General features: G+C 74.5%; 23 protein-coding genes and 1 tRNA gene. 7 read left to right on the top strand and 17 right to left on the bottom strand.

The genetic code is table 11. The features are described 5' to 3' along the window. Window positions 1-8 precede the first annotated feature (8 nt). The 9 genes from prmC to argS form a co-directional block, all read right to left on the bottom strand. On the bottom strand, window positions 9-878 hold the full coding sequence (gene prmC / locus I4I81_RS16855) for a peptide chain release factor N(5)-glutamine methyltransferase (protein ID WP_218601385.1): 870 nt from the start codon (window positions 876-878) through the stop codon (window positions 9-11). Between the two features lie 31 nt (window positions 879-909). Further along, complete coding sequence (prfA, locus tag I4I81_RS16860) at window positions 910-1,974, bottom strand: peptide chain release factor 1 (protein ID WP_218601386.1); 1,065 nt, start codon at window positions 1,972-1,974, stop codon at window positions 910-912. A gap of 74 nt (window positions 1,975-2,048) precedes the next feature. Beyond that, entirely contained in the window at window positions 2,049-2,264 is a 216-nt protein-coding gene (rpmE, locus tag I4I81_RS16865; protein WP_185721661.1) for a 50S ribosomal protein L31, read from the bottom strand. Window positions 2,265-2,382: 118 nt separating this feature from the next. Next, the gene (gene rho / locus I4I81_RS16870) at window positions 2,383-4,626 is read right to left on the bottom strand and encodes a transcription termination factor Rho (RefSeq protein WP_372478321.1); all 2,244 of its coding nucleotides are present in this window, start codon (window positions 4,624-4,626) and stop codon (window positions 2,383-2,385) included. A 340-nt stretch (window positions 4,627-4,966) separates the two neighbouring features. After that, on the bottom strand, window positions 4,967-5,869 hold the full coding sequence (thrB, locus tag I4I81_RS16875; RefSeq protein ID WP_218605153.1) for a homoserine kinase: 903 nt from the start codon (window positions 5,867-5,869) through the stop codon (window positions 4,967-4,969). Next, window positions 5,869-6,933, bottom strand: a complete 1,065-nt coding sequence (gene thrC / locus I4I81_RS16880; RefSeq protein ID WP_218605154.1) for a threonine synthase — start codon at window positions 6,931-6,933, stop codon at window positions 5,869-5,871. Before thrC ends, thrB begins: the two co-directional genes overlap by 1 nt. A gap of 5 nt (window positions 6,934-6,938) precedes the next feature. After that, complete coding sequence (locus I4I81_RS16885; protein WP_218605152.1) at window positions 6,939-8,282, bottom strand: homoserine dehydrogenase; 1,344 nt, start codon at window positions 8,280-8,282, stop codon at window positions 6,939-6,941. 76 nt (window positions 8,283-8,358) lie between these two features. Then, window positions 8,359-9,801, bottom strand: a complete 1,443-nt coding sequence (lysA, locus tag I4I81_RS16890) for a diaminopimelate decarboxylase (protein ID WP_218605151.1) — start codon at window positions 9,799-9,801, stop codon at window positions 8,359-8,361. A gap of 34 nt (window positions 9,802-9,835) precedes the next feature. After that, entirely contained in the window at window positions 9,836-11,479 is a 1,644-nt protein-coding gene (gene argS / locus I4I81_RS16895; RefSeq protein WP_218616161.1) for an arginine--tRNA ligase, read from the bottom strand. A gap of 141 nt (window positions 11,480-11,620) precedes the next feature. Here argS and I4I81_RS16900 point away from each other — a divergent pair, with 141 nt between their 5' ends. The 4 genes from I4I81_RS16900 to I4I81_RS16915 all read left to right on the top strand — a co-directional run bounded on the left by I4I81_RS16900 (window position 11,621) and on the right by I4I81_RS16915 (window position 13,692). Further along, on the top strand, window positions 11,621-12,418 hold the full coding sequence (locus I4I81_RS16900) for a thioredoxin-like domain-containing protein (RefSeq protein WP_225924617.1): 798 nt from the start codon (window positions 11,621-11,623) through the stop codon (window positions 12,416-12,418). Further along, a complete protein-coding gene (locus I4I81_RS16905; RefSeq protein WP_226363413.1) occupies window positions 12,415-13,113 on the top strand; it encodes a DUF305 domain-containing protein in 699 nt (232 codons plus the stop codon). Before I4I81_RS16900 ends, I4I81_RS16905 begins: the two co-directional genes overlap by 4 nt. Before the next feature lie 32 nt (window positions 13,114-13,145). Next, window positions 13,146-13,220, top strand: a tRNA-Arg gene (locus tag I4I81_RS16910). A gap of 184 nt (window positions 13,221-13,404) precedes the next feature. Then, window positions 13,405-13,692: a hypothetical protein gene (locus tag I4I81_RS16915; protein WP_218616162.1), complete on the top strand. Its 288-nt coding sequence runs from the start codon at window positions 13,405-13,407 to the stop codon at window positions 13,690-13,692. Between the two features lie 268 nt (window positions 13,693-13,960). On the opposite strand, the gene I4I81_RS16920 is transcribed toward I4I81_RS16915, so the two are convergent. Continuing rightward, window positions 13,961-15,316, bottom strand: a complete 1,356-nt coding sequence (locus tag I4I81_RS16920; protein WP_218603970.1) for an MFS transporter — start codon at window positions 15,314-15,316, stop codon at window positions 13,961-13,963. 201 nt (window positions 15,317-15,517) lie between these two features. Here I4I81_RS16920 and I4I81_RS16925 point away from each other — a divergent pair, with 201 nt between their 5' ends. Further along, entirely contained in the window at window positions 15,518-16,333 is an 816-nt protein-coding gene (locus tag I4I81_RS16925) for a LuxR C-terminal-related transcriptional regulator (RefSeq protein ID WP_218603969.1), read from the top strand. A 49-nt stretch (window positions 16,334-16,382) separates the two neighbouring features. Here the strand turns inward: I4I81_RS16925 and msrA are convergent, their stop codons facing one another. Next, window positions 16,383-16,892: a peptide-methionine (S)-S-oxide reductase MsrA gene (msrA, locus tag I4I81_RS16930; protein WP_218603968.1), complete on the bottom strand. Its 510-nt coding sequence runs from the start codon at window positions 16,890-16,892 to the stop codon at window positions 16,383-16,385. A gap of 79 nt (window positions 16,893-16,971) precedes the next feature. Here msrA and I4I81_RS16935 point away from each other — a divergent pair, with 79 nt between their 5' ends. Together I4I81_RS16935 and I4I81_RS16940 are read left to right on the top strand one after the other, a co-directional pair. Beyond that, window positions 16,972-17,418, top strand: coding sequence for a DUF2231 domain-containing protein (locus I4I81_RS16935; protein WP_218603975.1), 447 nt, complete (start codon window positions 16,972-16,974; stop codon window positions 17,416-17,418). Between the two features lie 22 nt (window positions 17,419-17,440). After that, complete coding sequence (locus I4I81_RS16940; RefSeq protein ID WP_226363414.1) at window positions 17,441-18,166, top strand: FkbM family methyltransferase; 726 nt, start codon at window positions 17,441-17,443, stop codon at window positions 18,164-18,166. Here the strand turns inward: I4I81_RS16940 and I4I81_RS16945 are convergent. From I4I81_RS16945 to I4I81_RS16970, 6 genes are read right to left on the bottom strand one after another with little or no spacing between them, the layout of a single operon-like run. Next, complete coding sequence (locus I4I81_RS16945) at window positions 18,150-18,713, bottom strand: histidine phosphatase family protein (RefSeq protein ID WP_218603967.1); 564 nt, start codon at window positions 18,711-18,713, stop codon at window positions 18,150-18,152. The genes I4I81_RS16940 and I4I81_RS16945 overlap by 17 nt on opposite strands. Next, window positions 18,707-19,561, bottom strand: a complete 855-nt coding sequence (locus tag I4I81_RS16950) for a lysylphosphatidylglycerol synthase transmembrane domain-containing protein (RefSeq protein ID WP_218603966.1) — start codon at window positions 19,559-19,561, stop codon at window positions 18,707-18,709. The genes I4I81_RS16945 and I4I81_RS16950 overlap by 7 nt, the downstream gene beginning before the upstream one ends. After that, window positions 19,558-20,391 carry a class I SAM-dependent methyltransferase gene (locus tag I4I81_RS16955; protein ID WP_225924618.1) on the bottom strand — a complete coding sequence of 278 codons (834 nt, stop codon included), beginning with the start codon at window positions 20,389-20,391 and terminating at the stop codon, window positions 19,558-19,560. The genes I4I81_RS16950 and I4I81_RS16955 overlap by 4 nt, the downstream gene beginning before the upstream one ends. Then, window positions 20,343-21,407: a glycosyltransferase family 4 protein gene (locus I4I81_RS16960; RefSeq protein WP_226363415.1), complete on the bottom strand. Its 1,065-nt coding sequence runs from the start codon at window positions 21,405-21,407 to the stop codon at window positions 20,343-20,345. The genes I4I81_RS16955 and I4I81_RS16960 overlap by 49 nt, the downstream gene beginning before the upstream one ends. Next, window positions 21,404-21,802: a 6-pyruvoyl trahydropterin synthase family protein gene (locus I4I81_RS16965; RefSeq protein ID WP_218603965.1), complete on the bottom strand. Its 399-nt coding sequence runs from the start codon at window positions 21,800-21,802 to the stop codon at window positions 21,404-21,406. The genes I4I81_RS16960 and I4I81_RS16965 overlap by 4 nt, the downstream gene beginning before the upstream one ends. A 28-nt stretch (window positions 21,803-21,830) precedes the next feature. Further along, the gene (locus I4I81_RS16970) at window positions 21,831-22,823 is read right to left on the bottom strand and encodes a zinc-dependent alcohol dehydrogenase (protein ID WP_218603964.1); all 993 of its coding nucleotides are present in this window, start codon (window positions 22,821-22,823) and stop codon (window positions 21,831-21,833) included. Window positions 22,824-22,861 lie beyond the last annotated feature (38 nt).

Genomic DNA, 22,861 nt, shown 5'->3' on the forward strand with positions numbered 1-22,861 from the left:
GCGCGAGCCTACGAGGGCGGCGGAGGCCCGACGCGGCGGGCCGTCGCGAAGCGGGGGCGGCCGGTCAGGTCGAGGTGCTCCTCGACGTCGGTGAGCACCTTGCGGCGGCGCAGCAGTGCGGGCACGACCTCCCCGTGGGTGTCGTCGTGCTCGATCGCGAGGTGGCCCCCGTAGCGGAGCAGCCCGGCCGAGGTCCCGATGACCGCGCGGATGACCTCCAGGCCGTCCGGTCCGCCGAACACGGCCCCGGGCGGGTCCCACTCGGTGACCTCGGGCGGAAGCGCCGTGGCGTCGGGGACGTAGGGCGGATTGCACAGGACCAGGTCGACGTGCGACTCCAGCTCGATGAGCAGGTCGCTCCAGCGCACGTCGGCGGCGTGCAGGACGACGGTGTCGCCGTGCGCGGCGATGTTGTGCCGGGCCCAGGTCAGCGCGCCGGGGTCGGCCTCGACGGCGTGCACCTGCGCGTCCGGGCGGCTCGCGGCGACGGCCAGCGCGAGCGCCCCGGTGCCGGTGCACAGGTCGACCACCAGCGGCGACGCGACGTCGGCGATCGCGCGGAGCCCCCACTCCAGCAGCAGCTCGGTCTCCGGGCGCGGCGTGAAGACCCCCGGCCCGACCGCCACGGCGACCGGCCCGAGCACCGCGGTGCCGAGCAGGTGCTGCAGCGGCTCGCGGGTGGCGCGGCGCACGACCAGCCGGCGCAGGGCCTCCACCACGGGCGGGTCGACGAGCGGGTGCATCATCAGCTTCCCGCGCTCCACCCCGACGACGTGCGCGGCGAGGATCTCGGCGTCGACGCGCGGGGAGGCGACCCCGGCCTCGGTGAGCATCCGCTCGGCCTCGGCGATGGCGAGACGCAGCGGCTGGCGGCTCACCGGCCCGTCCCCCGTCGCGCTCGCCGGCCGGTCATGAGCTCAGCTGCTCCGCCCGGTCGGCCGCCGTGAGGGCCGTCAGCAGGTCGTCGAGGTCGCCGTCGAGGACCGTGCTGAGGTTGTGCGCCTTGTAGCCGACGCGGTGGTCGGCGATGCGGTTCTCGGGGTAGTTGTAGGTGCGGATGCGCTCCGAGCGGTCGACGGTGCGCACCTGCGACTTCCGCTCCGCCATCGCCTCCGCGGCCAGCTCGGCCTCGTGCACCGCCTGCAGCCGCGACCGCAGCACCTCCATCGCCCGCGCCCGGTTCTGCAGCTGGCTGCGCTCGTTCTGGCAGCTCACGACGATGCCGGAGGGCAGGTGGGTGATCCGCACGGCCGAGTCGGTGGTGTTGACGCTCTGCCCACCGTGGCCCGAGGAGCGGAACACGTCGACGCGCAGGTCCTTCTCGTCGATCTCGACGTCGGCGTCCTCACCGGTGTCGGGATAGACGAGCACGCCGGCGGCGGAGGTGTGGATGCGGCCCTGCGACTCGGTGACGGGCACGCGCTGCACGCGGTGCACCCCGCCCTCGAACTTCAGCGCGCTCCACACCCCGTCGGGCTCGGGCGCCCGCGCCCGCACGATCAGGGTGATGTCCTTGTAGCCGCCGAGGTCGGAGACGTTGGCGTCGAGCACCTCGGTCCGCCAGCCGCGCCGCTCGGCGTAGCGGGTGTACATGCGCACGAGGTCGCTCGCGAACAGCGCGGACTCCTCGCCGCCCTCCCCCGACTTGACCTCCATCACGACGTCGTCGCCGTCGTGCGGGTCGCGCGGGACGAGCAGCTCGGCGAGGCGGGTCTCCAGTGCGGGGATGCGGGCGACGAGGTCGTCGGCCTCGGCGGCGAACGAGGGGTCCTCCCCCGCCAGCTCACGGGCGGCGGAGAGGTCCTCGCGGGCGGTGGACAGCTCGCGGGAGGCGGCGACGATCGGGCCCAGCTCCGCGTAGCGGCGGCCGAGCTTGCGGGCCAGCGACGCGTCGGCGTGGATGGCCGGGTCGGCGAGGCGCAGCTCCAGCTCGGCGTGCTCGGCGAGCATCGCGTCGACGGCCGGTGCCGGCATCTCCTCGTCCCTTCGGATGGTCTCGTGACACGCGAACGGCGCCCACCCGGATCGGGTGGGCGCCGTCGGCGGAACTACTTGCCGGCCCGCTTGCCGTAGCGCGCCTCGAAGCGCGCCACGCGGCCACCGGCGTCGAGGATGCGCTGCTTGCCGGTGTAGAAGGGGTGGCAGGCGGAGCAGGTCTCGGCGGTGATCGAGCCGTTGGACTTGGTGCTGCGCGTGGTGAACGAGTTGCCGCAGCTGCAGGTCACCTGGGTGGTGACGTACTCGGGGTGGATGCCAGATCGCACGGTGGTTCCTCTCGAAGTGGCACCGGGTCCTCGTCGTGCGAGGTGAACCGGGGCCGGAGCGTGACAGGTCATTCAACCACCCGGGCCGCCCGCGGATTCCCGCGGGCGGCCGGGCGGGTCAGTCGGTGTCGCCGACCGGGAGGCCCTTGGCGACCTGCATCAGGAACTCGATGTTGGTGCGGGTCTTCTTGAGCTGGGTGAGCAGCAGGTCGATGGCCTGCTGGTCGTCCAGCGCGGAGAGCACCCGGCGCAGCTTGACCATGACGGCCAGCTCGTCGGGCGAGAGCAGCAGCTCCTCCTTGCGGGTGCCCGAGTCGCCGACGTCGACGGCCGGGAAGACCCGCTTGTCGGCGATGCGGCGGTCGAGCTTGAGCTCGGCGTTGCCGGTGCCCTTGAACTCCTCGAAGATCACCGTGTCCATCGTGGAACCGGTCTCGACCAGCGCGGTGGCGAGGATGGTGAGCGATCCACCGTTCTCGATGTTGCGCGCGGCGCCGAGGAAGCGCTTGGGCGGGTAGAGCGCCGTGGAGTCGACACCACCGGAGAGGATCCGGCCCGACGCGGGCGCGGCCAGGTTGTAGGCCCGGCCCAGGCGGGTGATCGAGTCGAGCAGCACGACGACGTCGTGGCCCATCTCGACGAGGCGCTTCGCCCGCTCGATGGCCAGCTCGGCGACCGTGGTGTGGTCGGAGGCGGGACGGTCGAAGGTGGAGGCGATGACCTCGCCCTTCACCGACCGGGTCATGTCGGTGACCTCCTCCGGCCGCTCGTCCACCAGGACGACCATGAGGTGGCACTCCGGGTTGTTCGTGGTGATCGCGTTGGCGATCGCCTGCAGCACCATCGTCTTGCCCGCCTTGGGCGGGCTGACGATCAGCGCGCGCTGACCCTTGCCGATCGGCATGACCAGGTCGATGATCCGCGTGGTCATGATGTGCGACTCGGTCTCGAGGCGCAGCCGGTCGTTCGGGTAGAGCGGCGTGAGCTTGGTGAACTCGGCGCGGTTGCGCGACGCCTCCGGGTCCTGCCCGTTGATGGTGTCGACGCGGACGAGCGGGTTGAACTTCTGGCGGGACTGCTCGCCCTCGCGGCCCTCGCGGACCGCACCGGTGATCGCGTCGCCGCGGCGCAGGCCGTGCTTGCGCACGAGCGAGAGCGAGACGTAGCAGTCGGTGGGGCCGGAGAGGTAGCCCGTGGTCCGGACGAACGCGTAGTTGTCGAGGATGTCGACGATGCCGGCGACGGGGAGCAGGACGTCGTCGTCGCGCACCTCGGTGTCGACGTTGCCCTGGCCGCCGCCGTTGCCCGCGCCGCCGCGGTCGCGGTCGCGGCCGCGTCGACGGTCCCGGAAGCGACGGCCGCGGCGGCCGCGGCCGTCGCCGTCGTCGTCGGAGTCGTCGTCCGGGCGGTTGTCGCGCGGGCCGCGGTTGTCGTTGCCGCCGCGGTTGTCGTTGCGGTCGGCCCGGTTGTCGCTGCGGTCGTTGCCGCCGCGGTTGTCGTTCCGGTTCTCGCCGCGGTCGCCGCCACCCCGGTTGTCGTCGCGGGCGTCGCCGACGCGGCCCTCGGAGCGCTGCTCACCGGCCGTGCCGTTCTGGCCGGCCCCGTCCTGGTTGCCGTTGCGGCCACCGTTCTGGGTGGCGTTGTTCTGGGCGGCACCGTTCTGCGAGCCGCGCGTGCGGTTGCGCCCGCCGCGCTCCTCGGTGGCGTCACCGGCGTCGGCGGCCACGGGCTCGGCCTGCTCGGCATTGCGGTTGCGACGGCTGCGGCCGCGACGGCCACCACCCTCGGTGGGGGCGTCGGTGTCGGCCGAGGGGGCCGACCCGTTGACGGACGGCGCCTGCACCGCCGTCTCGACGGCGGCTGCCGGGGCCTCGACGGCCGGGGTCTCCACGACGGGCGTCTCGACCGCGGGGGTGACGGCGGGGGTGACGGCGGCCGGGACCTCGACGGGCGCGGCAGCGGGAGCCGGGACCTCGGGGGCCGGGGGCTCGGCCGCGGGCGGCGGGGTGGTCGCGGCGGGCGCCCACGTCGAGTCGGGCGCGCCGGCCGGGCGCGATGCCGTGCGGCGCCGACGGGTGGTGGGGGCCGGGGCCGCGCCGTTGTCGGCGGCGGCCGGGGCCGGAGCCGCGGCGACGGGCACCTCGACGGCGGGCGCCGGGGCGGCGGCCGCGGCGGGGGCCGGGGCGGCGGGTGCGCCGGCCTGGCGCTCCTTGATGGCGGCGATGAGATCGCCCTTGCGCATCCCGGTGGTGCCGGAGATGTTCAGCTCCTCGGCCAGCTGGCGGAGCTCCGCCAGCACCATTCCGGTGAGGCCACCCCGCTTGCGGGCGGGCGTGGTGCTGACGAGATCGGTCTCGCTCACAGATGTCCTTCCTGACCGACCGGGTCTCTTGCCCTGGTCAGCGGATGTCACACACTCGCCCGGACGGTGTGCCGGACGACATGTCGGTCTACGGATCGCAGGTCAGGGAAACTGACCAGTTCGCGGCCGCCCCGACAGGCAAGGGCGACGATCGCTGCGACTGTTCGCGGGGACGGCCGCTCGGGACGGGCGCGGGTCTGGCTCCAGCGCTGATTCGGGAGAACCAGGGTGCCGGGGTGCGCAGATGGCCCGAGTGGCCACGCGGTTGACGCGTGGATCGCCGTTGCGAGGCCGAGACTAGACTCCCGCGCTGGTCACGGCAACCACCACCCCGGGCGTGTCAGCCGATCTCGACTTGCGCCCCTGCCGCGTCGATGGGAAGCGGCAGCGTCGAGAAGCCGCGCAGGTCCAGCCCGTCCGGCAGGCTGCCGCCGGTGGTGAGGGCGAGCACGGTGGGCCCGGCACCGGAGATCGCGGCCGGGACGCCCCGCGCGCGCAGCGCGTCGACCAGGTCGGCGGAGTCCGGGTAGGCCGGACGCCGGTAGCCCTGGTGCAGGCGGTCCTCGGTGGCCGGGAGCAGCAGATCGGGGCGAGAAGTGAACGCCAGCACCGCGAGTGCGGTGCGGCTGCCGGTGAAGGCGGCGTCGACCAGGGGGACCCGGTCGGGCAGCAGGCCCCGGGTCGTCGCCGTGGACGACTCCGTTCCCGTGACGAGCGCCACGGGGCGGATCCCGGGATGCGCGTCGAGCCGTACGGCGTGGAACCGCCCCGCGGTGTTCCCCACGGTCTCCCATGCGATCACGAACCCGCCGAGCAGGGACGCCGCGGTGTTGTCGGCGTGCCCCTCCATCCCCGCCGTGACCTGCAACAACGTGTCCTGCTCCAGCTCCGCGTCGCGCCCGGCGAGCACGATCGCGGCGACGGCCCCGGCCACCGCGGCGGTCGCCGAGCTACCCAGCCCGCGCGAGTGCGGGATCGCGTTGCGGCAGCGCAGTCTCAGGCCGGCCGGCGCGTCGCCGGTGATGTTCCACGCGGTGCGCATGGCGCGGACCACGAGGTGGGAATCGTCACAGGGCACCTGCCCTGCGCCCTCGCCCACGACCTCGACGCTCACCCCGTCGCCGGCGACGCAGACCTCGATCTCGTCGTAGAGGCCGAGCGCGAGACCGAGCGAGTCGAATCCGGGGCCCAGGTTCGCCGACGAGGCCGGGACCCGCACCCGGACTTCGCTCGGCCGTCCCATCAGGCCAGCTCCAGGGCCGCAGCGACGGCGCTCGGGTCGATCGGGACGACGGTGGGCGTGGGCGCGGTGAGCAGTGCGGTGTCGGGGTCCTTCAGCCCGTGGCCGGTGACGGTGCACACCACGAGCGAGCCGCGGGGCAGCGTGCCGTCGCCGGTGGACTGCAGGAGCCCGGCGACACTCGCCGCGGACGCCGGCTCCACGAACACGCCCTCGCGCGCGGAGAGCAACCGGTAGGCGGTGAGGATCTCGTCGTCGGTGACGGCGGCGAACTTCCCGTTCGAGTCGTCGCGGGCCGTCATCGCGGCCGTCCACGACGCCGGGGAGCCGATGCGGATCGCGGTGGCGATCGTCTCGGGGTTCTTGACCGGCGCGCCGTGGACCAGCGGTGCCGCCCCGGCGGCCTGGTAACCGAACATCCGCGGCGGCGCGGGGATCAGACCGTCGTCGAGGTACGCGCGGTAGCCGGCCCAGTACGCGGTGATGTTGCCGGCGTTGCCGACCGGCAGGCAGTGCACGTCGGGCGCGCGGCCCAGCACGTCGCAGATCTCGTAGGCGGCACTCGCCTGACCCGCGATCCGGGTCGGGTTCACCGAGTTGACGAGCGCGGCCACCGGGTAGTCGGCCGCGGTCTTGCGGGCGAGCTCGAGGCAGTCGTCGAAGTTGCCGTCGATCTGCAGGATCCGGGCCCCGTGCGCGACGGCCTGGGCCAGCTTCCCGAGCGCGATCTTGCCCTGGGGCACGAGGACCGCGCAGGTCATGCCCGCGCGGGTGGCGTACGCGGCGGCCGAGGCCGACGTGTTGCCGGTGGACGCGCAGATGACGCCCTGCTGGCCGTTCGCGAGCGCTGCGGTGACCGCCATCGTCATCCCGCGGTCCTTGAACGACCCCGTGGGGTTCATGCCGTCGACCTTGAGGAACACGTCGCAGCCGGTCAGCTCGGACAGGTGCGGCGCGGGGAGCAGCGGCGTGCCGCCCTCGCCGAGCGTGACCACCGTCCACCCCGGTTCCACCGGCATCCGGTCCCGGTAGGCCTCGATCACTCCCGGCCAGCGGTGCGTCGTCAACGACGTCACGGCGCCACTCCCTTTCGTCCGAGGTCTTCGACGCGCAGCACGCTGTCGACGGCGCGAACCACGTCGAGCCCGGCCAGCACCTGCACCGTGGCGGCGAGCGCGGCCTCCGGCGCAGCGTGGGTGACGACGACGAGCCGGGCGGCGCTGACGGTGCCGGACCCGGCGGAGTCGGCGACACCGCCCGTCTGTCGCACGGCGGCGATGCTCACCCCGTGCGTGGAGAACTCGCCCGCGATGGTGGCCAGCACGCCCGCGCGGTCGGCCACCTCCAGGCTCACGTGGTAGCGGGTGTCCACCGCACCGATCGGCAGCACCGGCAGGTGCGCGTAGGCCGACTCGCGTGCCCCGCGCCCGCCGTGCACGCGGTTGCGCGCCACGGCGACGAGGTCGCCCAGCACGGCGCTCGCGGTGGGCGCGCCACCGGCGCCCTGACCGTAGAACATGAGCTGCCCCGCCGCCTCGGCCTCGACGAACACCGCGTTGAACGCGCCGTCGACGGTGGCGAGCGGGTGCGCGGCGGGGATCATCGCCGGGTAGACACGGGCGGAGACCGCCTCGGGAGCGGCGTCGGTGGCCGGTCTGCGCTCGCAGATCGCCAGCAGCTTGATCACGCAGCCGATGCCCCGCGCCGCGGCGATGTCGGACGCCGTGACGTGCCGGATGCCCTCGCAGTGCACGTCGGCGGCCGTGACGCGGGTGTGGAAGGCCAGCGTGGCGAGGATGGCGGCCTTCGACGCGGCGTCGTAGCCGTCGACGTCGGCGCTCGGGTCGGCCTCGGCGTAGCCGAGCCGCGTGGCCTCCTCCAGCGCGTCGGCGTAACCGGCGCCGGACTCCGTCATCGCGGAGAGGATGAAGTTGGTGGTGCCGTTGACGATCCCGGCGACGCGCGTGATCCGGTCCCCGGCCAGGCTCTCGCGCAGGGGTCGCAGCAGCGGGATCGCGCCCGCGACGGACGCCTCGTAGAACAGGTCGACACCCGATGAGTCGGCGGCCGCGGCGAGCGCCGCACCCTCCTCCGCGAGCAGGGCCTTGTTCGCCGTGACCACCGACTTGCCGGCCTTGAGCGCCTCGAGCAGCAGCGTGCGAGCGGGCTCGATGCCGCCGATCACCTCGACGACCACGTCGACGTCGTCGCGCGTGACGAGCGCGGTGGCGTCGGTGGTGAGGAGATCGCCCAGCTCGGGGTGCTTGTGCGGGCGCCGCACCGCCACCCCGACCAGCTCGACGGGGGCTCCCGCGCGCGCCGCAAGCTCGTCGGCCTGCTCGCGCAGCAGGCGGACGATCTCCCCGCCGACGGTGCCGCAGCCCAGCAGTGCGACGCGCACCGCGTTCCCGTTCACTGAGGACTCCTCGCTGACGACAGTGGGCCCATGGTCCGGTGCCGGGCACCGGGGCGGTCGGCGGGCGTGACAGGTCTCACGGCCCGACCTCCAACCGGAACTGGTCCTCCGGCGTCTCCCGCCGCAGGATCACCCGCGCCTCCCCCGCACGCACCGCGACGACCGCGGGGCGGGGCAGGCGGTTGTACGAGCTGGCCATCGAGTAGCAGTACGCGCCGGTGGCCGCGACGCCGAGCAGGTCGCCGGGGGCGAGGTCGGCGGGCAGCCAGCAGTCGCGCACGACGATGTCGCCGCTCTCGCAGTGCTTGCCGACGACGCGCGACAGCACGGCCTCGCCGCTGCCGTCGCGCTCGGAGGAGCGCGAGACCAGGCGGCAGTCGTACACCGCGTCGTAGAGGGCGGTGCGGATGTTGTCGCTCATCCCGCCGTCGACGCTCACGTAGCGACGGCCGGTCGACCCGCCGAGCGACACGTCCTTGAGCGTGCCGACCTCGTAGAGCGTGACGGTGCCCGGTCCCGCGATCGCGCGCCCGGGCTCGACCGCGATCTCCGGCACGTCGAGCTCCTCCGCGTGGCACTCCTTCTTCACGATGCCGCGCAGCTCCTCGGCGAGCTCGGCGACGTCGAGCGGGGTCTCCCCCGCGCGGTAGGCGATGCCGAAGCCGCCGCCGAGGTCGAGGGTGGTGAGCGAGGTCAGCGCGTCGCCGCCGTGTTCCTTGTGCAGCGCGGCGAGGAAGCGGACGACGCGGTGCGCGGCCACCTCGAAGCCCTCGGTGTCGAAGATCTGGCTGCCGATGTGGCTGTGCAGGCCCACCAGCGACAGGCCCGGCGAGCGCAGCACCCGTCGTGCCGCCTCGGCCGCAGCGCCCGCCTCGCCCCCGGCGATCGAGAACCCGAACTTCTGGTCCTCGTGGGCGGTGGCGATGAACTCGTGCGTGTGCGCCTCGACCCCGACCGTCAGGCGGATCATCACCGGCGTGACGACCCCGCGGTCGGTGGCGATGGCGTCGAGCCGGGCGATCTCGTGGAAGGAGTCGATCACGACCCGGCCGACGCCCGCGTCGACCGCGGCTGCGAGCTCCCCGGTCGACTTGTTGTTGCCGTGCACCGCGATCCGCTCGGCCGGGAACCCGGCGCGCAGCGCGACGGCCAGCTCGCCGCCGCTCGCGACGTCGAGCGAGAGACCCTCCTGCGCCACCCAGCGCGCGACCTCGACGGACAGGAACGCCTTCGCCGCGTAGTGCACCGACGACGCCCCGAACGCGGCGGCGAACTCCGCCGCGCGCGAGCGGAAGTCGTCCTCGTCGATCACGAACAGCGGGGTGCCGTACTCGGCGGCGAGGTCGCGCACGTCGAGCCCGGCGATCTCCAGCGCCCCGCCGGCCCCGCGCGCGGCGTTCCGCGGCCAGACCGAGGGGGCCAGCTCGTCGAACCCCGCGGCGTCGACGGGACGCGGGCCCGCCGTCTCGGGCGGGGCCGAGATCCCGGCGTGCAGGGGCCCCGCCGGATGCGCCCTCATGACGTCGCCTCCGCGGGAACGAACACGTCGCCGGTCACATCCGCTCCGGCGCGCTCACGCCCAGCAGGTCGAGTCCGTTGGCCAACACCTGGCGGGCCGCGACGCACAGCGCGAGGCGGGCGCGGTGCAGCTCGGAGATCTCCTCGTCACCCATCGGCAGGACCCGGCAGGCGTCGTAGAACTTGTGGTACGCCGCCGCGAGTGTCTCCAGGTAGCGCGCGACGCGGTGCGGCTCGCGCAGCTCCGCGGCCGAGCGGACCACCGCGGGGAACTCCCCGATCGTCCGGATCAGGTCGCCCTCGCGCGGGTGCTCCAGCAGGCCGAACGCCGTGCCGGGCTCCAGGCCGAGGTCGGCGGCGTTGCGGGCCAGCGAGGCCAGCCGGGCGTGCGCGTACTGGACGTAGAACACGGGGTTGTCGTTGCTGCGCTTCGACAGGATGTCGAGGTCGAGATCCAGGACGGAGTCGATCGAGCTGCGGATCAGCGAGTAGCGGGCCGCGTCGACGCCGACGAACTCCACCAGGTCGTCCATGCTCACCGCGGTGCCGGCGCGCTTGCTCATCTTGAGCATCTGGCCGTCCTTGAACAGCCGCACCAGCTGCCCGATCAGGACCTCGACGGTGTCCGGGTCGTCGCCGAACGCGGCCGCGGCCGCGCGGAGCCGGGCGATGTAGCCGTGGTGGTCGGCGCCGAGCATGTAGATGCACAGGTCGAAGCCGCGGGCGCGCTTGTCGAGGTAGTAGGCGAGGTCGCCGGCGATGTAGGCCGGCCTGCCGTCGCTCTTGATGACGGGGCGGTCCTTGTCGTCGCCCTCGTCGGTGGAGCGCAGCCACCACGCCCCGTCGGCGAAGTAGAGGTTGCCGGAGTCCTTGAGCCGCTGGACCGCGGCGTCGACGGCCCCGGAGTCGTGCAGCGACTTCTCGTGGAACCACACGTCGAAGTCGGTGCCGAAGGCGTGCAGGGCGCGCTTGATCTCGTCGAACATCAGCTCGACGCCGATCCGGCGGAACACCTCGTCGCGGTCGGGGTCGGTCAGCGCCCCGGGCTCCGCGGCGAGCACCTTCTCCGCGATCTCCCCGATGTACGCGCCGCCGTAGCCGCCCTCCGGCGTCGGCTTCCCCTCGGCCGCGGCCACCAGCGAGGCGACGAACCGGTCGATCTGGCCGCCGGCGTCGTTGAAGTAGTACTCGCGGGTGACCTTCGCGCCCCGCGCGGCCAGCACCCGGCCCAGCGCGTCGCCGACGGCGGCCCAGCGGGTGTGGCCCAGGTGCAGCGGCCCCGTCGGGTTGGCCGAGACGAACTCGAGGTTGACGGTGCGGGCGGCGTGCTCGTCGCCGGTGCCGTAGGTCGAGCCCGCCGCCAGCACGTCGCCGACGACCGCGCCCTGGGCGTCGGCCGCGAGGCGCAGGTTGATGAAGCCGGGGCCCGCGATCTCGGCCGACGCGATGCCGTCGAGGGTGCCGAGGGCGTCCACCAGCCAGGTCGCGAGGTCGCGCGGCGGGACGCTGGCCTTCTTCGCGGTGCGCATGGCGACGTTGGTGGAGTAGTCGCCGTGGTCGGGGTTGCGGGGGCGCTCGACACCGACGTCGTCGGGCAGTGCCGCGACGTCCAGGCCGCGCGTCGTGAGGACCTCGGTCGCTGCTGTGCGGACCAGGTCGGCGAGCTGGGCGGGGGTCACCCGCCGAGTCTAGATCTACCCGCCCCGGGGCCTCCCCCGTCGTCCCCTCCGTCCCGAGGAGGTGCTGCTCATCGGTTTCTCAGGCACCGCTCCTAGACTCGGGGGCCGCAAGGGCCGTCCGGGTGACGGCACCCGGACGCGATGGTGGGACGGTTCATGGTCAGCGGCAAGAACAGCAAGGCGGCCCGCAACGCGCGGGCCGCGGTCGTGACCCAGCGGTCGACGCCGTGGGGCCTGATCGCGGCGGTGCTCGCCGTGGTGGTGTTCGCGGGGGCCGTCTTCGGCTACGCGTTCATCCAGAACCAGGCGAACGCCGACCGCCTCTCCGCGCTCGCTCCGTTCACCCCCACGGCGGAGAACCCCGACCCGTCGACGCAGATCGAGGGCGTCCAGGTCGTCGAGTACACCGGTGGGCAGCACGTCGATCCCGTCACGCAGGTCGCCTACACCCAGAGCCCGCCCTTCGGCGGCGCGCACGACGCGGTCTGGGCCGCGTGCAACGGCGTCGTCTACGACCAGCCGGTGCGCACCGAGAACCTCGTGCACTCCCTGGAGCACGGCGCGGTGTGGATCACCTACAACCCCGACCTGGTCTCCGGTGCCGCGCTCGACACGCTCCGCGCGAAGGTCGACGGCCAGCAGTACATGGTCATGTCGCCGTACCCCGGTATGGACTCCCCGTTCTCGCTCCAGTCCTGGGGGCACCAGCTGAAGCTCACCGACGTCGCCGACGGCCGCATCGACCAGTTCGTCGCCGCGCTGCGGGTCAACCGCAACACGCACCCCGAGCCGGGGGCCAGCTGTGAGGAGGTCGGGCCCGGCGGGTTCGTCCGCGCCGACCCGCCCCCGTTCGTCCCCGCGCCCGCCCCGGGCACGCCCGGGACGCAGCCCGAGAGCACCGCGGGCGCCGACACCGTCACCCCCGACGCCGGATCGTGACCGTCACCGCCCCGCCCACCACGACCTCGCCGCCGCCCACCGGTGGCGGCGAGGCGCGGTGGGTGCGCCCGTTGGTCGCGCTGGTCGCGGTCCTCGGGCTCCTGCTGTTCGGCGCTGCGGGCGGGCTGCTGCTCGGCCTCCCCGGCTCGTCGACCCCGGAGCCCGGCCCGGTCGACGTCGGGTTCTCCCAGGACATGTCGGTGCACCACCTGCAGGCCGTCGAGATGGCGAGCTGGGAGCGCGACCACACCGCCGACCCGGTCCTCGCCCAGATCGCCACCGACATCGAGAAGACGCAGAACAACCAGGTCGGCCAGATGCAGGGGTGGCTGGCCCTGTGGGACGCCCCCGCGCTGCCGATCGGCGGCTACATGGGATGGATGGCCGGCGGCCCCGGCGGGCACGGGCACATGGACGCCGCCACCGGCGTCGTCACGACGATGCCGGGCATGGCCTCCGCGGCCGACCTCGACGCGCTGCGCGCCGCCACCGGCCCTCAGCTCGACGTGCTGTTCCTCCAGCTGATGCTGCGCCACCACGAGGGCGGGGCCGAGATGCTCCGCTACGCGGCCGACGTCGCCGCGGTCCCGCAGGTCCGCAGCCTGGCCGCGCAGATGCTCGGCTCGCAGGCGTCGGAGTCCGACTACCTGCGCCGGCTGCTGGTCGAGCGCGGCGGGACTCCCCTGCCGTTGTGACCGGGCGGGTGCGCTAGGCTCGACGTACCCGAGCCCCCGTAGCTCAGGGGATAGAGCGTCGCCCTCCGGAGGCGAAAGCGCAGGTTCGAATCCTGCCGGGGGCACCACAGCCGATCCGCGGCACTCCCCTTTCCCCGCGCGTCCTCGTCCACGCTCGCCGGTGCGCAGGCGTCGGCGGGACGGGGAGCGGACATGGCGGAGCCCGAGGTCGACGGCGTCGCCCGTCGGCCGCTGCGCGGATCCTGACGCACGTGGCTGGGCCTCTCCGCCCTGATCGCCCGCGCCGGCCTGGTGCTCGTCGCGTCGGCCCTGGCCGGCGGGGGGCTGCCGGGGTTGGTCCTGCTCCCGGTCGGCGCCGTCGTCGCATGGCAGGTCGCGCACACCGCGCACACCGCGGTCCTGCACACCGACGGGACGCTCGTCGTGCACCGCCCGCGCGGCCCGCTGCGCACCCGGCTCGACGCCGTGACGGCGGTGCGGCCGTCGGGGCTGTGGTCCTCGCACACCCGACGGTCCTCGAGTCGACCGACGGCTGGGCGTACCCGATCCACGACGAGCGGACCAGAGCGACGCTGGTGAGGGCGCTGGGGCCGGGCACCCGCCCTCCCACGGGCCCTGTCGCGGTGACCACGGCGCGGTGTGGACCCTCGGGCGCGACCTGGTCACGACCGCCGGCAGGCTGCCCGGCCGGACCCCGGCCGCACCGTGGTCCCCGCCCGGGGCGGCGGCCGTACCCGCCGCCCCGAGCGGCGCCGGGCTCGGTGCCCGTCGCGGCCGTCGCCGGGGGGGTGCGGTGGCGCGGCGCCCAGGGAGCCGAGGCGCCGCGCCACCACCGCAGGGTGGTCGGTCAGGCCCGGACGGTCTCGGTCTGCTCGTGCTCCAGCGCCCGGTTGCGGGTCTCGGGCAGCAGCGACACGCAGACCAGCGAGAGCACGCCGATCAGCGACAGCATGACGCCGATCGCGAACGACCCGAACGACGCCGCCAGACCCGCGGCGAGCAGCGGCGGGATCGCCCCGCCCAGCACGCCGGCGAGGTTGTAGCCCAGCCCCGCACCGGTGTAGCGGTAGCGCGCGGCGAACAGCTCGGGCAGGTAGGACCCGGCCGGGCCGTAAGCGATCGCGAAGATCACCATCGTGACCGACAGGCCGATCGCGAACGCCGTCGCGGTGCCGGTGTCCAGCAGCGGGAACAGCACGAGCGCCCAGAGGATCCCGGCGACACAGGACGTGCGGATGACGTTGCGCCGGCCGAAGCGGTCCGACAGCACCCCCGCCACGACGGTCGCGATGCCGAACACCACCGCCACCACGATGCCGATACCCAGCACGACCGGGCGGGCGAGCGCGGCGCCGTCGGGGTTGGTGCCGTAGGAGGTCAGGTAGGCGGTGCCCATGTAGAAGAACGCGAAGAGCATGGCCAGCGCGCCGGCCGAGAGCAGCACCTCGCGCGGCTGGGCGCGCACGGCGTCCAGGAACGGCAGCCGCCGCGACCGGTCCGGCGACGCGGCGTCCGCCTGTGCCCGCTGCTGGAGCTCCTTGAACGCCGGGGTCTCCTCGATGGACAGGCGCACCCACAGCCCGACCCCGACGAGCAGGATCGACAGCAGGAACGGGATCCGCCAGCCGTAGGACAGGAACGCCTCGTCGGTGTCGCCCATGACGAGGCCGGTGATGAGGAACGTGGCCGACGACAGGGCGAAGGCGATCGCCGGGCCGAGCTGCGGGAAGACCCCGTAGAGCCCGCGCTTCTCCTTCGGCGCGTACTCGGCCGTCAGCAGCGTCGCCCCGGCCCACTCCCCGCCGACGGCGAATCCCTGCGCGAACCGCAGCACCACCAGGATGATCGGCGCGGCCACCCCGATGGTCTCGGCTCCGGGCAGCAGTCCGATCAGGACGGTCGCGATGCCCATCAGCAGCAGCGTCGAGATCAGGGTGCGCTTGCGGCCGATGCGGTCGCCGTAGTGGCCGAACACGATCGCACCGACGGGGCGGGCGAAGAAGGCCACCGCGAACGTCGCGAACGAGGCGACGATGCCGGCGGTGGAGCCCAGCGCGGGGAAGAAGACCTTCGGGAACACCAGCGCGGCCGCGGTGCCGTAGATGAAGAAGTCGTAGAACTCGATCGTCGTCCCGGCGCAGCTCGCGGCCGCGACCCGGCGCAGCGGCACCGGTGGGCTCCCTGTGGTGGCGGGTGTGGGCATCGGGGCTCCTCCTCCGGTCCGTGGGCGGTGACATCGCACACGTTGTGGACCCAACCGGGCCCGTCCGGACGAGGTGACGCGACCACGAACCAAAGTAGGTAGGCCGGAACGACCCGATCGGGTGATGTTCTCGGCGACCCGCGCGTCGTTGCACCCCACGACACCTCGGGTGGAAACCGCCTGATCAGGACGAAGGAGTCCGTGATCGACGACGAAGCGATGTCCCGCGCCCTCGACGCGGTCCTGCCCCGCCACCTGGCCGAGCTCCGGAGCGCGACCGGGCTGCCGGTCGTGTTCGGCGGGAGCACCCGGCCGGTGCAGGGCGCGCTGCAGCTCACCATCAGCCGGACGGCCGGCACCTACGGCGACGCGCTCCGGCTCGTCAGGGTCGTCACCGGGCGGGGGCTGGGCGGCGCCGCGATGGAGCGGAGGACGCCGTGCCGGGTCAGCGACTACGCCTCGACGCCGGGCATCACCCACGACTACGACCAGGCCGTCGTGGAGGACGAGCAGCTGGCGTCGGTCATGGCGTACCCGGTCGTCGTGGACGGCGCGGTGCGCGGGGTCCTGTACGGCGCGGCGCGGGAGAGCAGCCGCATCGGCGACCTCGCCGTCCGCAACGCGGGGATCGTCGCCGCCCACGTCGCGCGGGACGTCACGGCGCTGATCGGGACGCCCGCCGCGCAGGGCCGCGTCGCCACGGCGCTCGACGAGCTGGCCGAACTCGCCCGCTCCACGGCCGACCCGCGGCTGCGGGCCCGGTTGAGCCGTATCCACACCGAGCTCGCCGACGCGGCCACGCCGGTGCAGCCGGTCGTCGGCGGCCCGACCCTGTCACCTCGGGAGGCGGAGGCGCTGCGGCTCGTCGCCGTCGGGTCGACCAACGCCGAGGTCTCCGCCGAGATGGGCATCGGCGTCGTCACGGTGAAGTCCTACCTGCACAGCGCGATGCGCAAGCTCGGGGTGACCAACCGGGGCCGGGCGGTCGTGGCGGCACGGGCCGCCGGCCTCCTCTGACCGGGCCCGGGTGAGCGGCACCCCCGTGCTCCGGGGGTGCCGTCCGTCGTCAGCGGGCCGTGGCCTCGCGCCGCGGCAGGACCCAGTCGGGGCGGACGTAGTGGCAGGTGTAGCCGTAGGGCGACTTCTGCAGGTAGTCCTGGTGCTCCTCCTCCGCCTCCCAGAACGGGCCGGCGGGCTCGACGTCGGAGGTGACGCGGCCGGGCCAGATGCCCGAGGCGTCGACGTCGGCGATCGTGTCGAGGGCCACCCGCTTCTGCTCGTCGGTCGTGTAGTAGATCGCGGAGCGGTAGCTGCGACCGACGTCGTTGCCCTGCCGGTCCTTCGTCGACGGGTCGTGGATCTGGAAGAAGAACTCCAGGATCGCGCGGTAGGAGATGACGTCGGGATCGAAGACGACCTCGACCGCCTCGGCGTGGTCGCCGTGGTTGCGGTAGGTGGCGTTCGGGGTGTCGCCGCCGGAGTAGCCGACGCGGGTCGAGAGGACGCCGGGCCGCTTGCGCAGCAGCTCCTGGGCGCCCCAGAAGCACCCGCCGGCGAGGATGGCCGTTTCGGACATGGTGCGAACCTCCAGATGTCGAAGAACCTCTACTCCGAACGCCCCGGGAGCGGGCGATGTTCCGTAGGACAATGCCGCGGTGTTCTCCGTCGCGGGCGTCCCGGCCCATCCACTGCTCGTGCACGCCGTCGTCGTGCTGCTCCCCCTGGCGGCGCTCGGCGCGGTCGCCGTGGCCGTGCGTCCGGTGTGGGCCCGCCCGTACGGGCTGCTCGTCGCGGCGGGGGCCCTCGGCGGCGCGGTCGCCGCGGTGGCGGCCCGGATCGCGGGCGAGCAGTTGGAGGACGCCATCGAGATCACGCCGGGCTTCGAGCCGGTGATCGACCAGCACGAGCGGTTCGGCACGCTCACCGTCCTCACGTCGTGGCCGTTCGCGGTCCTCGCCGTGGCCGCGTACCTGCTGGCCCGCCGCGACCGCGGGCGGATCGTCGGGGTGCTGGCGGCGGTCGCCGGGGTGGTGGCCGTCGTCGCGACGGTCCTGGCCGGTCACAGCGGCGCGGCGGCGGTCTGGGGCGACGTCGTTGGCTAGCGGATTCGCGCGCGTGCGGGGCGTGGCCCGCTCGCTCGCGATGTACCACGGCATCCCCGGCCGGCACCGCCGGATCGTCGCCTTCTACGGGCGGTTCCTCGGGCCGGGCGACGTCGCGTTCGACGTCGGCGCGCACGTCGGCAGCCGCGTCCGGGCGTGGCGCAAGCTCGGGGTGCGGGTCGTCGCGCTCGAACCCCAGCCCGACTGCCTGACGGTGCTGCGCCTGCTCTTCGGGCGCGACGACGACGTCGTGATCGCACCGGTCGCCGTCGGCGCGGCGGCGGGCACGGCCCGGCTGGGGCTGTCCAGCGCCACACCCACGGTGTCGTCGATGTCGCCGGAGTGGATCGGCACGGTCGGCACCGACCGCGGCTTCGCCCGGGTGCGCTGGGACCGTTCCGTCGAGGTCCCGGTGACGACGCTGGACGCCCTGATCGCCGCCCACGGTGAGCCCGCGTTCGTCAAGATCGACGTGGAGGGGTTCGAGCTCGACGTGCTGCACGGGCTGAGCCGGCCGGTCCGGGCGCTGTCGTTCGAGTACCTGCCGCCCGCCCACGACGCCGCACTCGCCGCGCTCGACCTGGTCGACGCCCTCGGCCCGTACCGCTACAACTACTCGCCGGTCGAGACCATGACCCTCGCCTCCGAGGGGTGGCTCGACGCCGACGGCCTCCGCGCGCTGCTGGACCGGTTCCGCCCGCTCGGCCGCTCCGGCGACGTCTATGCGCGGCTCAGCCCGGATCGCTGAACGTCACCAGCCGCGGCACCCGCCCGCCGGTGTCGATCCGGCACACCCCGGCGTCGGCGAGGAACAGCCGCCACACCGCGACGTCGGCCAGGCCCAGTGCCCACGCCACCGCCGCCTTGATCGGCGAGACGTGGCTGACGACCACGACGTCACCCCGGGCGGCGTCGGACGCCAGGTCCCGGCACGCCTCCCGGACCCGCACCCCGACGGCGGCGAGCGACTCCCCGCCCGCGGGCACGAAGTCCGGGTCGGTCCGCCAGCGCGACCAGGTGGCGACGTCGACGTCGGCGGGGGCGGCGCCGTCGAGGGTGCCGTAGTCCATCTCGATCCAGCGCTCGTCGACCTCCACACCCGCCGGGGCGAAGGCCGCGGCGGTCGCGCGGGCCCGGCCCAGCGGGCTCGACACGACCCGTGACGGCCGCGGCAGCACCGCCGCCAGCGCCCGGGCCTGACGGCCGCCGAGGTCGGTCAGCGGCGGATCGGCACGCCCGCAGAGCAGGCCGCGTGCGTTGGCCGCGGTCTGGCCGTGGCGGACGAGGATCAGCACGGGAGGGGCTCCGGCCGCGGCACCGGGCGCAGCAGGACGGCGAGGCCCGGCAGGCAGGCGATCATGCCCAGCACCCCGTAGACGACGGCGGTGGTGAGCCCCTGCGCGGCACCGAGCCCGGCGGCGGAGAACGCGACGGTGCCCGCCGCCTCGCGCGGTCCGAACCCCCCGACGTTGAGCGGCAGCACCATCGCCAGCAGGGCCACCACCAGCAGCGGCAGCAGCTCGCCGACCGGCGCCGTGACGCCCGCGGCCCGCGCGGCGACGACGAACAGCACGAGGTACCCGGCCAGCGCGGTCAGCGACAGCGCGACGACCGCCAGAGCGGTGCGGGCGGTGAACCGCCGGACGTCGACGAGGAAGGGGACGAGCAGGGACCGCACCCGCGGGACCCGGGACGCCGCCAGGAGGAGCCCCGCCCCGACGGCGAACCCGGGCAGCAGCCCGCCGAGCAGCACGGGCTGCGCGAGCAGCACCAGCAGCCCGGCGACGACCACCACCGCCTGCCCCGCCGTCCGCTCCAGCACGACGGCGCGCAGACCCCGCCCGTCGGCGCGGCCGTGGGCGACGGCGCGGTGCACGTCGCCGAGCACGCCCGCGGGCAGGACGGAGTTGAGCGCGACGGCCCGGTAGGTGTCGGCGACGGCCGTCGCGAACGGCAGCGCCAACCCCAGTCCGCGTGCGACCAGGCACCAGCGACCGGCCGCGCACAGCGTGGTGAGCAGCCCGACGGCGAGCGCGGCGAGCACGGCCGGGGGGTCGATCGCGGCGAGGCCGGCGAGCACGGCGTCGGTGCCGACCCACACGGCCAGCGCGACGAGAACGGCCGCCCCGATCAGCACCCTCACGACGGGACCGCCAGCACGTCGACGTGCCCGACGGTCACGCGCAGGGCCCCGGCGGCGCGCGCGACCAGCCGGCGGCGCAGGTACCGACCCGCCTCCCGGTCCAGGTCGGGCCGCTGTTCGACGGCGGCGGCGATCCAGCCGCGCAGCCACTCCTCGGCCAGCTCGGCGCTCTCCGGCCCGAGCCGCCACGGGCTGGGGCGGGTCTCGACGGCCATGCCGTGCCGGGCGAACGCCGCGGCGGCGACGGGCCCGGCATCGGGGCCGAGCAGGGTGCGGCCGTCGACGGTCCGGCGCTGGTGGGCGTCGAACGCGGCGGCCAGTGCGGCGTCGAGCGGGTCGGGCGGGTCGATCGCGACGTCCCCGGTGACCGACAGCGCCAGCAGCGCCGCGCACCCGGCCCCCGCGCACGCGGCGGCCAGCGCGTCGACCTCCTCGGCGGTGAGCAGGTCGAGCAGCGCCGACGCCGTGACCAGCGACGTCCCGGCCAGGTCGGCCGCGCGCAGTGTCGTCAGGTCGCCTCCGACCCCCTCCGCTGACGGGGTGCCCGCGACGGCGCGCGCGAGCAGGTCGGGGTCGCGGTCGTGCAGGATCCACCGCGGCGATCCCGCGAGCCGGGGCGCGAGCCAGCGCACCATGGACCCGGTGCCGCACCCGACGTCGCGGACGACCGTCGGGGCGAGCCCGCCGACCCGCTGGGCCAGCTCGGCCGACCGGGCGTCGGCGTCGGCGGGCTCGCGCAGGGTCAGCCAGCCCGGGGTGCAGACCGGTGAGCCCGCGACGCTCAGGCGGGCGTACCGCTCCGAGCGCGGTCCAGGATCGTGATCAGGCATCGGGACGTCACCTCCCACCCGGTGAGCTCGGTGCGGCGGGCCTGCGCGCCCGCGCGGAGCTCGGTGCGCAGGTCGGGCCGGTCGAACCAGCGGATCAGACCCATCGAGAGGGCCGGGACGTCGGCGGTGGGGACGAGCAGCCCGGCGCCGCCCAGCGCCGACCGGACTCCCCCGACGTCGGTGGCGAGCACCGGGATCCCGCGGGCCGACGCCTCCGTGACGACCATCCCGAAGGCCTCGACGCGGGAGGGCAGCACGAGCAGGTCGGCCGCGGCGAACGCGGCGGCGAGCGGCGCACCGACCAGCGCTCCCGGCATCCGGATCCGGCCGTCGAGCCCGTACCGGGTGATCGCCGCCCGGACGTCGGCGACGTGCGCGGGGGCGCGGCCGAGCGGTCCGACGAGGTCGCAGCTCCACGACCGGTCGGCGACGTGGGCGAGCGCCTCGACCAGCAGGTCCTGGCCCTTCGTCGGCGTCACGGAGCCGACGCACAGCAGCCGGCCCACGCCGTCGGTCCCGACCGCGGACGGGGCCGGGTCGACGCCGGGGGTGACGACGTCGACGGACCCGAGATCGTGCTTCTCGCGCAGCCGCTGCGCGGTCCACGGGCTGGTGGCGACGACGGCCGCCGCGGCGTGCAGCGTCTCGCGCTCGCGGTCCGCGAGGTCGGCGGCGCCCACCTCGTCGCCGAGCGGCAGGTGCACGAGCACGACGATCTCCAGGCGACGCGACTGCGGCACGACGACGTCGGGGACGCCGCACGCGACGAGCCCGTCGATCAGGACCGCCGATCCGGTGGGCAGGGCCGCGAGGGTGCGCTGCAGTGCACCGCGCTCGGGGACCGACGGCCGCGGCCACCGCCCGGCGACGGCGACCTGCGCCACGGTCGCACCCGCCGCGCGCATCCCGGCGATCACGCGCCGGTCGTAGGTGTTGCCGCCGCTGGGACGGGAGGTGTCGTCGATGTCGGCGGGGACGATCACGTGGACGGCCCCGCTCGTGCCGGCCCCGATCACAGCGCGCGCTCGTAGCTCGCCCAGGCGACGTGCGACTCGTGCAGCGCGACGGTGATCCCGGCCAGTCCGCGGGCACCCTCGCCCAGCGCGCCGGAGTGGACCCGGTCGGCCAGCCGGTCGGCGACCACCTTCGCCAGGAACTCCGTGGAGGTGTTGATCCCGGCGAAGGCGGGCTCGTCGTCGAGGTTGCGGTAGTCGAGGTCGGCGAGGACCCCCTTGAGCTCGGTCGTGGCCAGCCCGATGTCGACGACGATGTTGTCGGCGTCGAGATCGCGCCTGCGGAACGTGGCGTCGACGACGAACGTGGCGCCGTGCAGACGCTGCGCGGGCCCGAAGACCTCGCCGCGGAAGCTGTGCGCGACCATCACGTGGTCGCGGACGGTGATGCTGAACAACGGTTGCCCCTTCCGTACAGCTGAGAACTCAGCCGTAGACGACACGGACGCAGGGCCCGGACGGTTCACCGGAGGTGAGGCGGGTCAGGAGCCGCGGCAGGTCGTCGAAGGGCGCCGAGTCGGTGACGAGCGCGTCGTAGCGCGGGTCGGCGAGCAGGCGCAGCGCCAGCGCGAGGCGGTCGGCGTGGCTGCGGCGTCCCCGCCGGGCCGGGGCGACCATCCCGACCTGGCTGGCGCGGATGCTCAGGCGCCGCGAGTGGAAGCCCGCGCCGAGCGGGACGGTGACGGCGCGGTCGCCGTACCAGCTCAACTCCAGCACCTCCCCCTCGACGGCGAGCAGCTCCAGGCTCCGCGCGAGCCCGGCGTCGGTGGCGCTGGCGTGCACCACGAGGTCGCGGTCCCCCGCCGCGTCCGCCGGGAGGGCGAAGCCGACGCCGAGCGCGTCGGCGACGGCGGCCCGCGCCGGGTCGAGGTCGACCAGCTCGACGCGCACACCCGGGAACCCGGCGAGCACCGCGGCGACGCAGCACCCGACCATCCCGGCCCCGACGACGGCGATCCGGTCGCCGACCAGCGGGGCGGCGTCCCACAGGGCGTTGACCGCGGTCTCGACGGTGCCGGCCAGCACCGCACGGGCGGGCGGGACGTCGTCGGGGACGATCGTGACCGCGGTCGCCGGGACCACCCAGCGGGTCTGGTGCGGGTAGAGCCCGAACACGGTGCGTCCGAGCAGGTCCGGCGGGCCCTGCTCGACGACGCCGACGTTGAGGTAGCCGTACTTCACGGGTCCGGGGAACTCCCCGTCCTGGAACGGTGCCCGCATCGCCGCGTGCTGGCTCTGCGGCACCCCGCCGCGGAACACGAGGGTCTCCGTGCCGCGGCTGACGCCGGAGGTCAGGGTGCGCACGAGCACGTCGTCCGGGCCGGGGGCCGTCAGCGCGACGTCGCGGATCTCGCCGTGCCCCGGTTCGACGACCCAGAAGGCACGTGCCCCTGAACCGCCGGATGCACTGTGATCCACCCGATCCCCTCTGAACTCCGACGCCTTCCGGGCCGTGT

It is taken from the genome of Pseudonocardia abyssalis (assembly GCF_019263705.2).
In the GTDB taxonomy this organism is placed as follows: Bacteria; Actinomycetota; Actinomycetes; order Mycobacteriales; family Pseudonocardiaceae; genus Pseudonocardia; species Pseudonocardia abyssalis.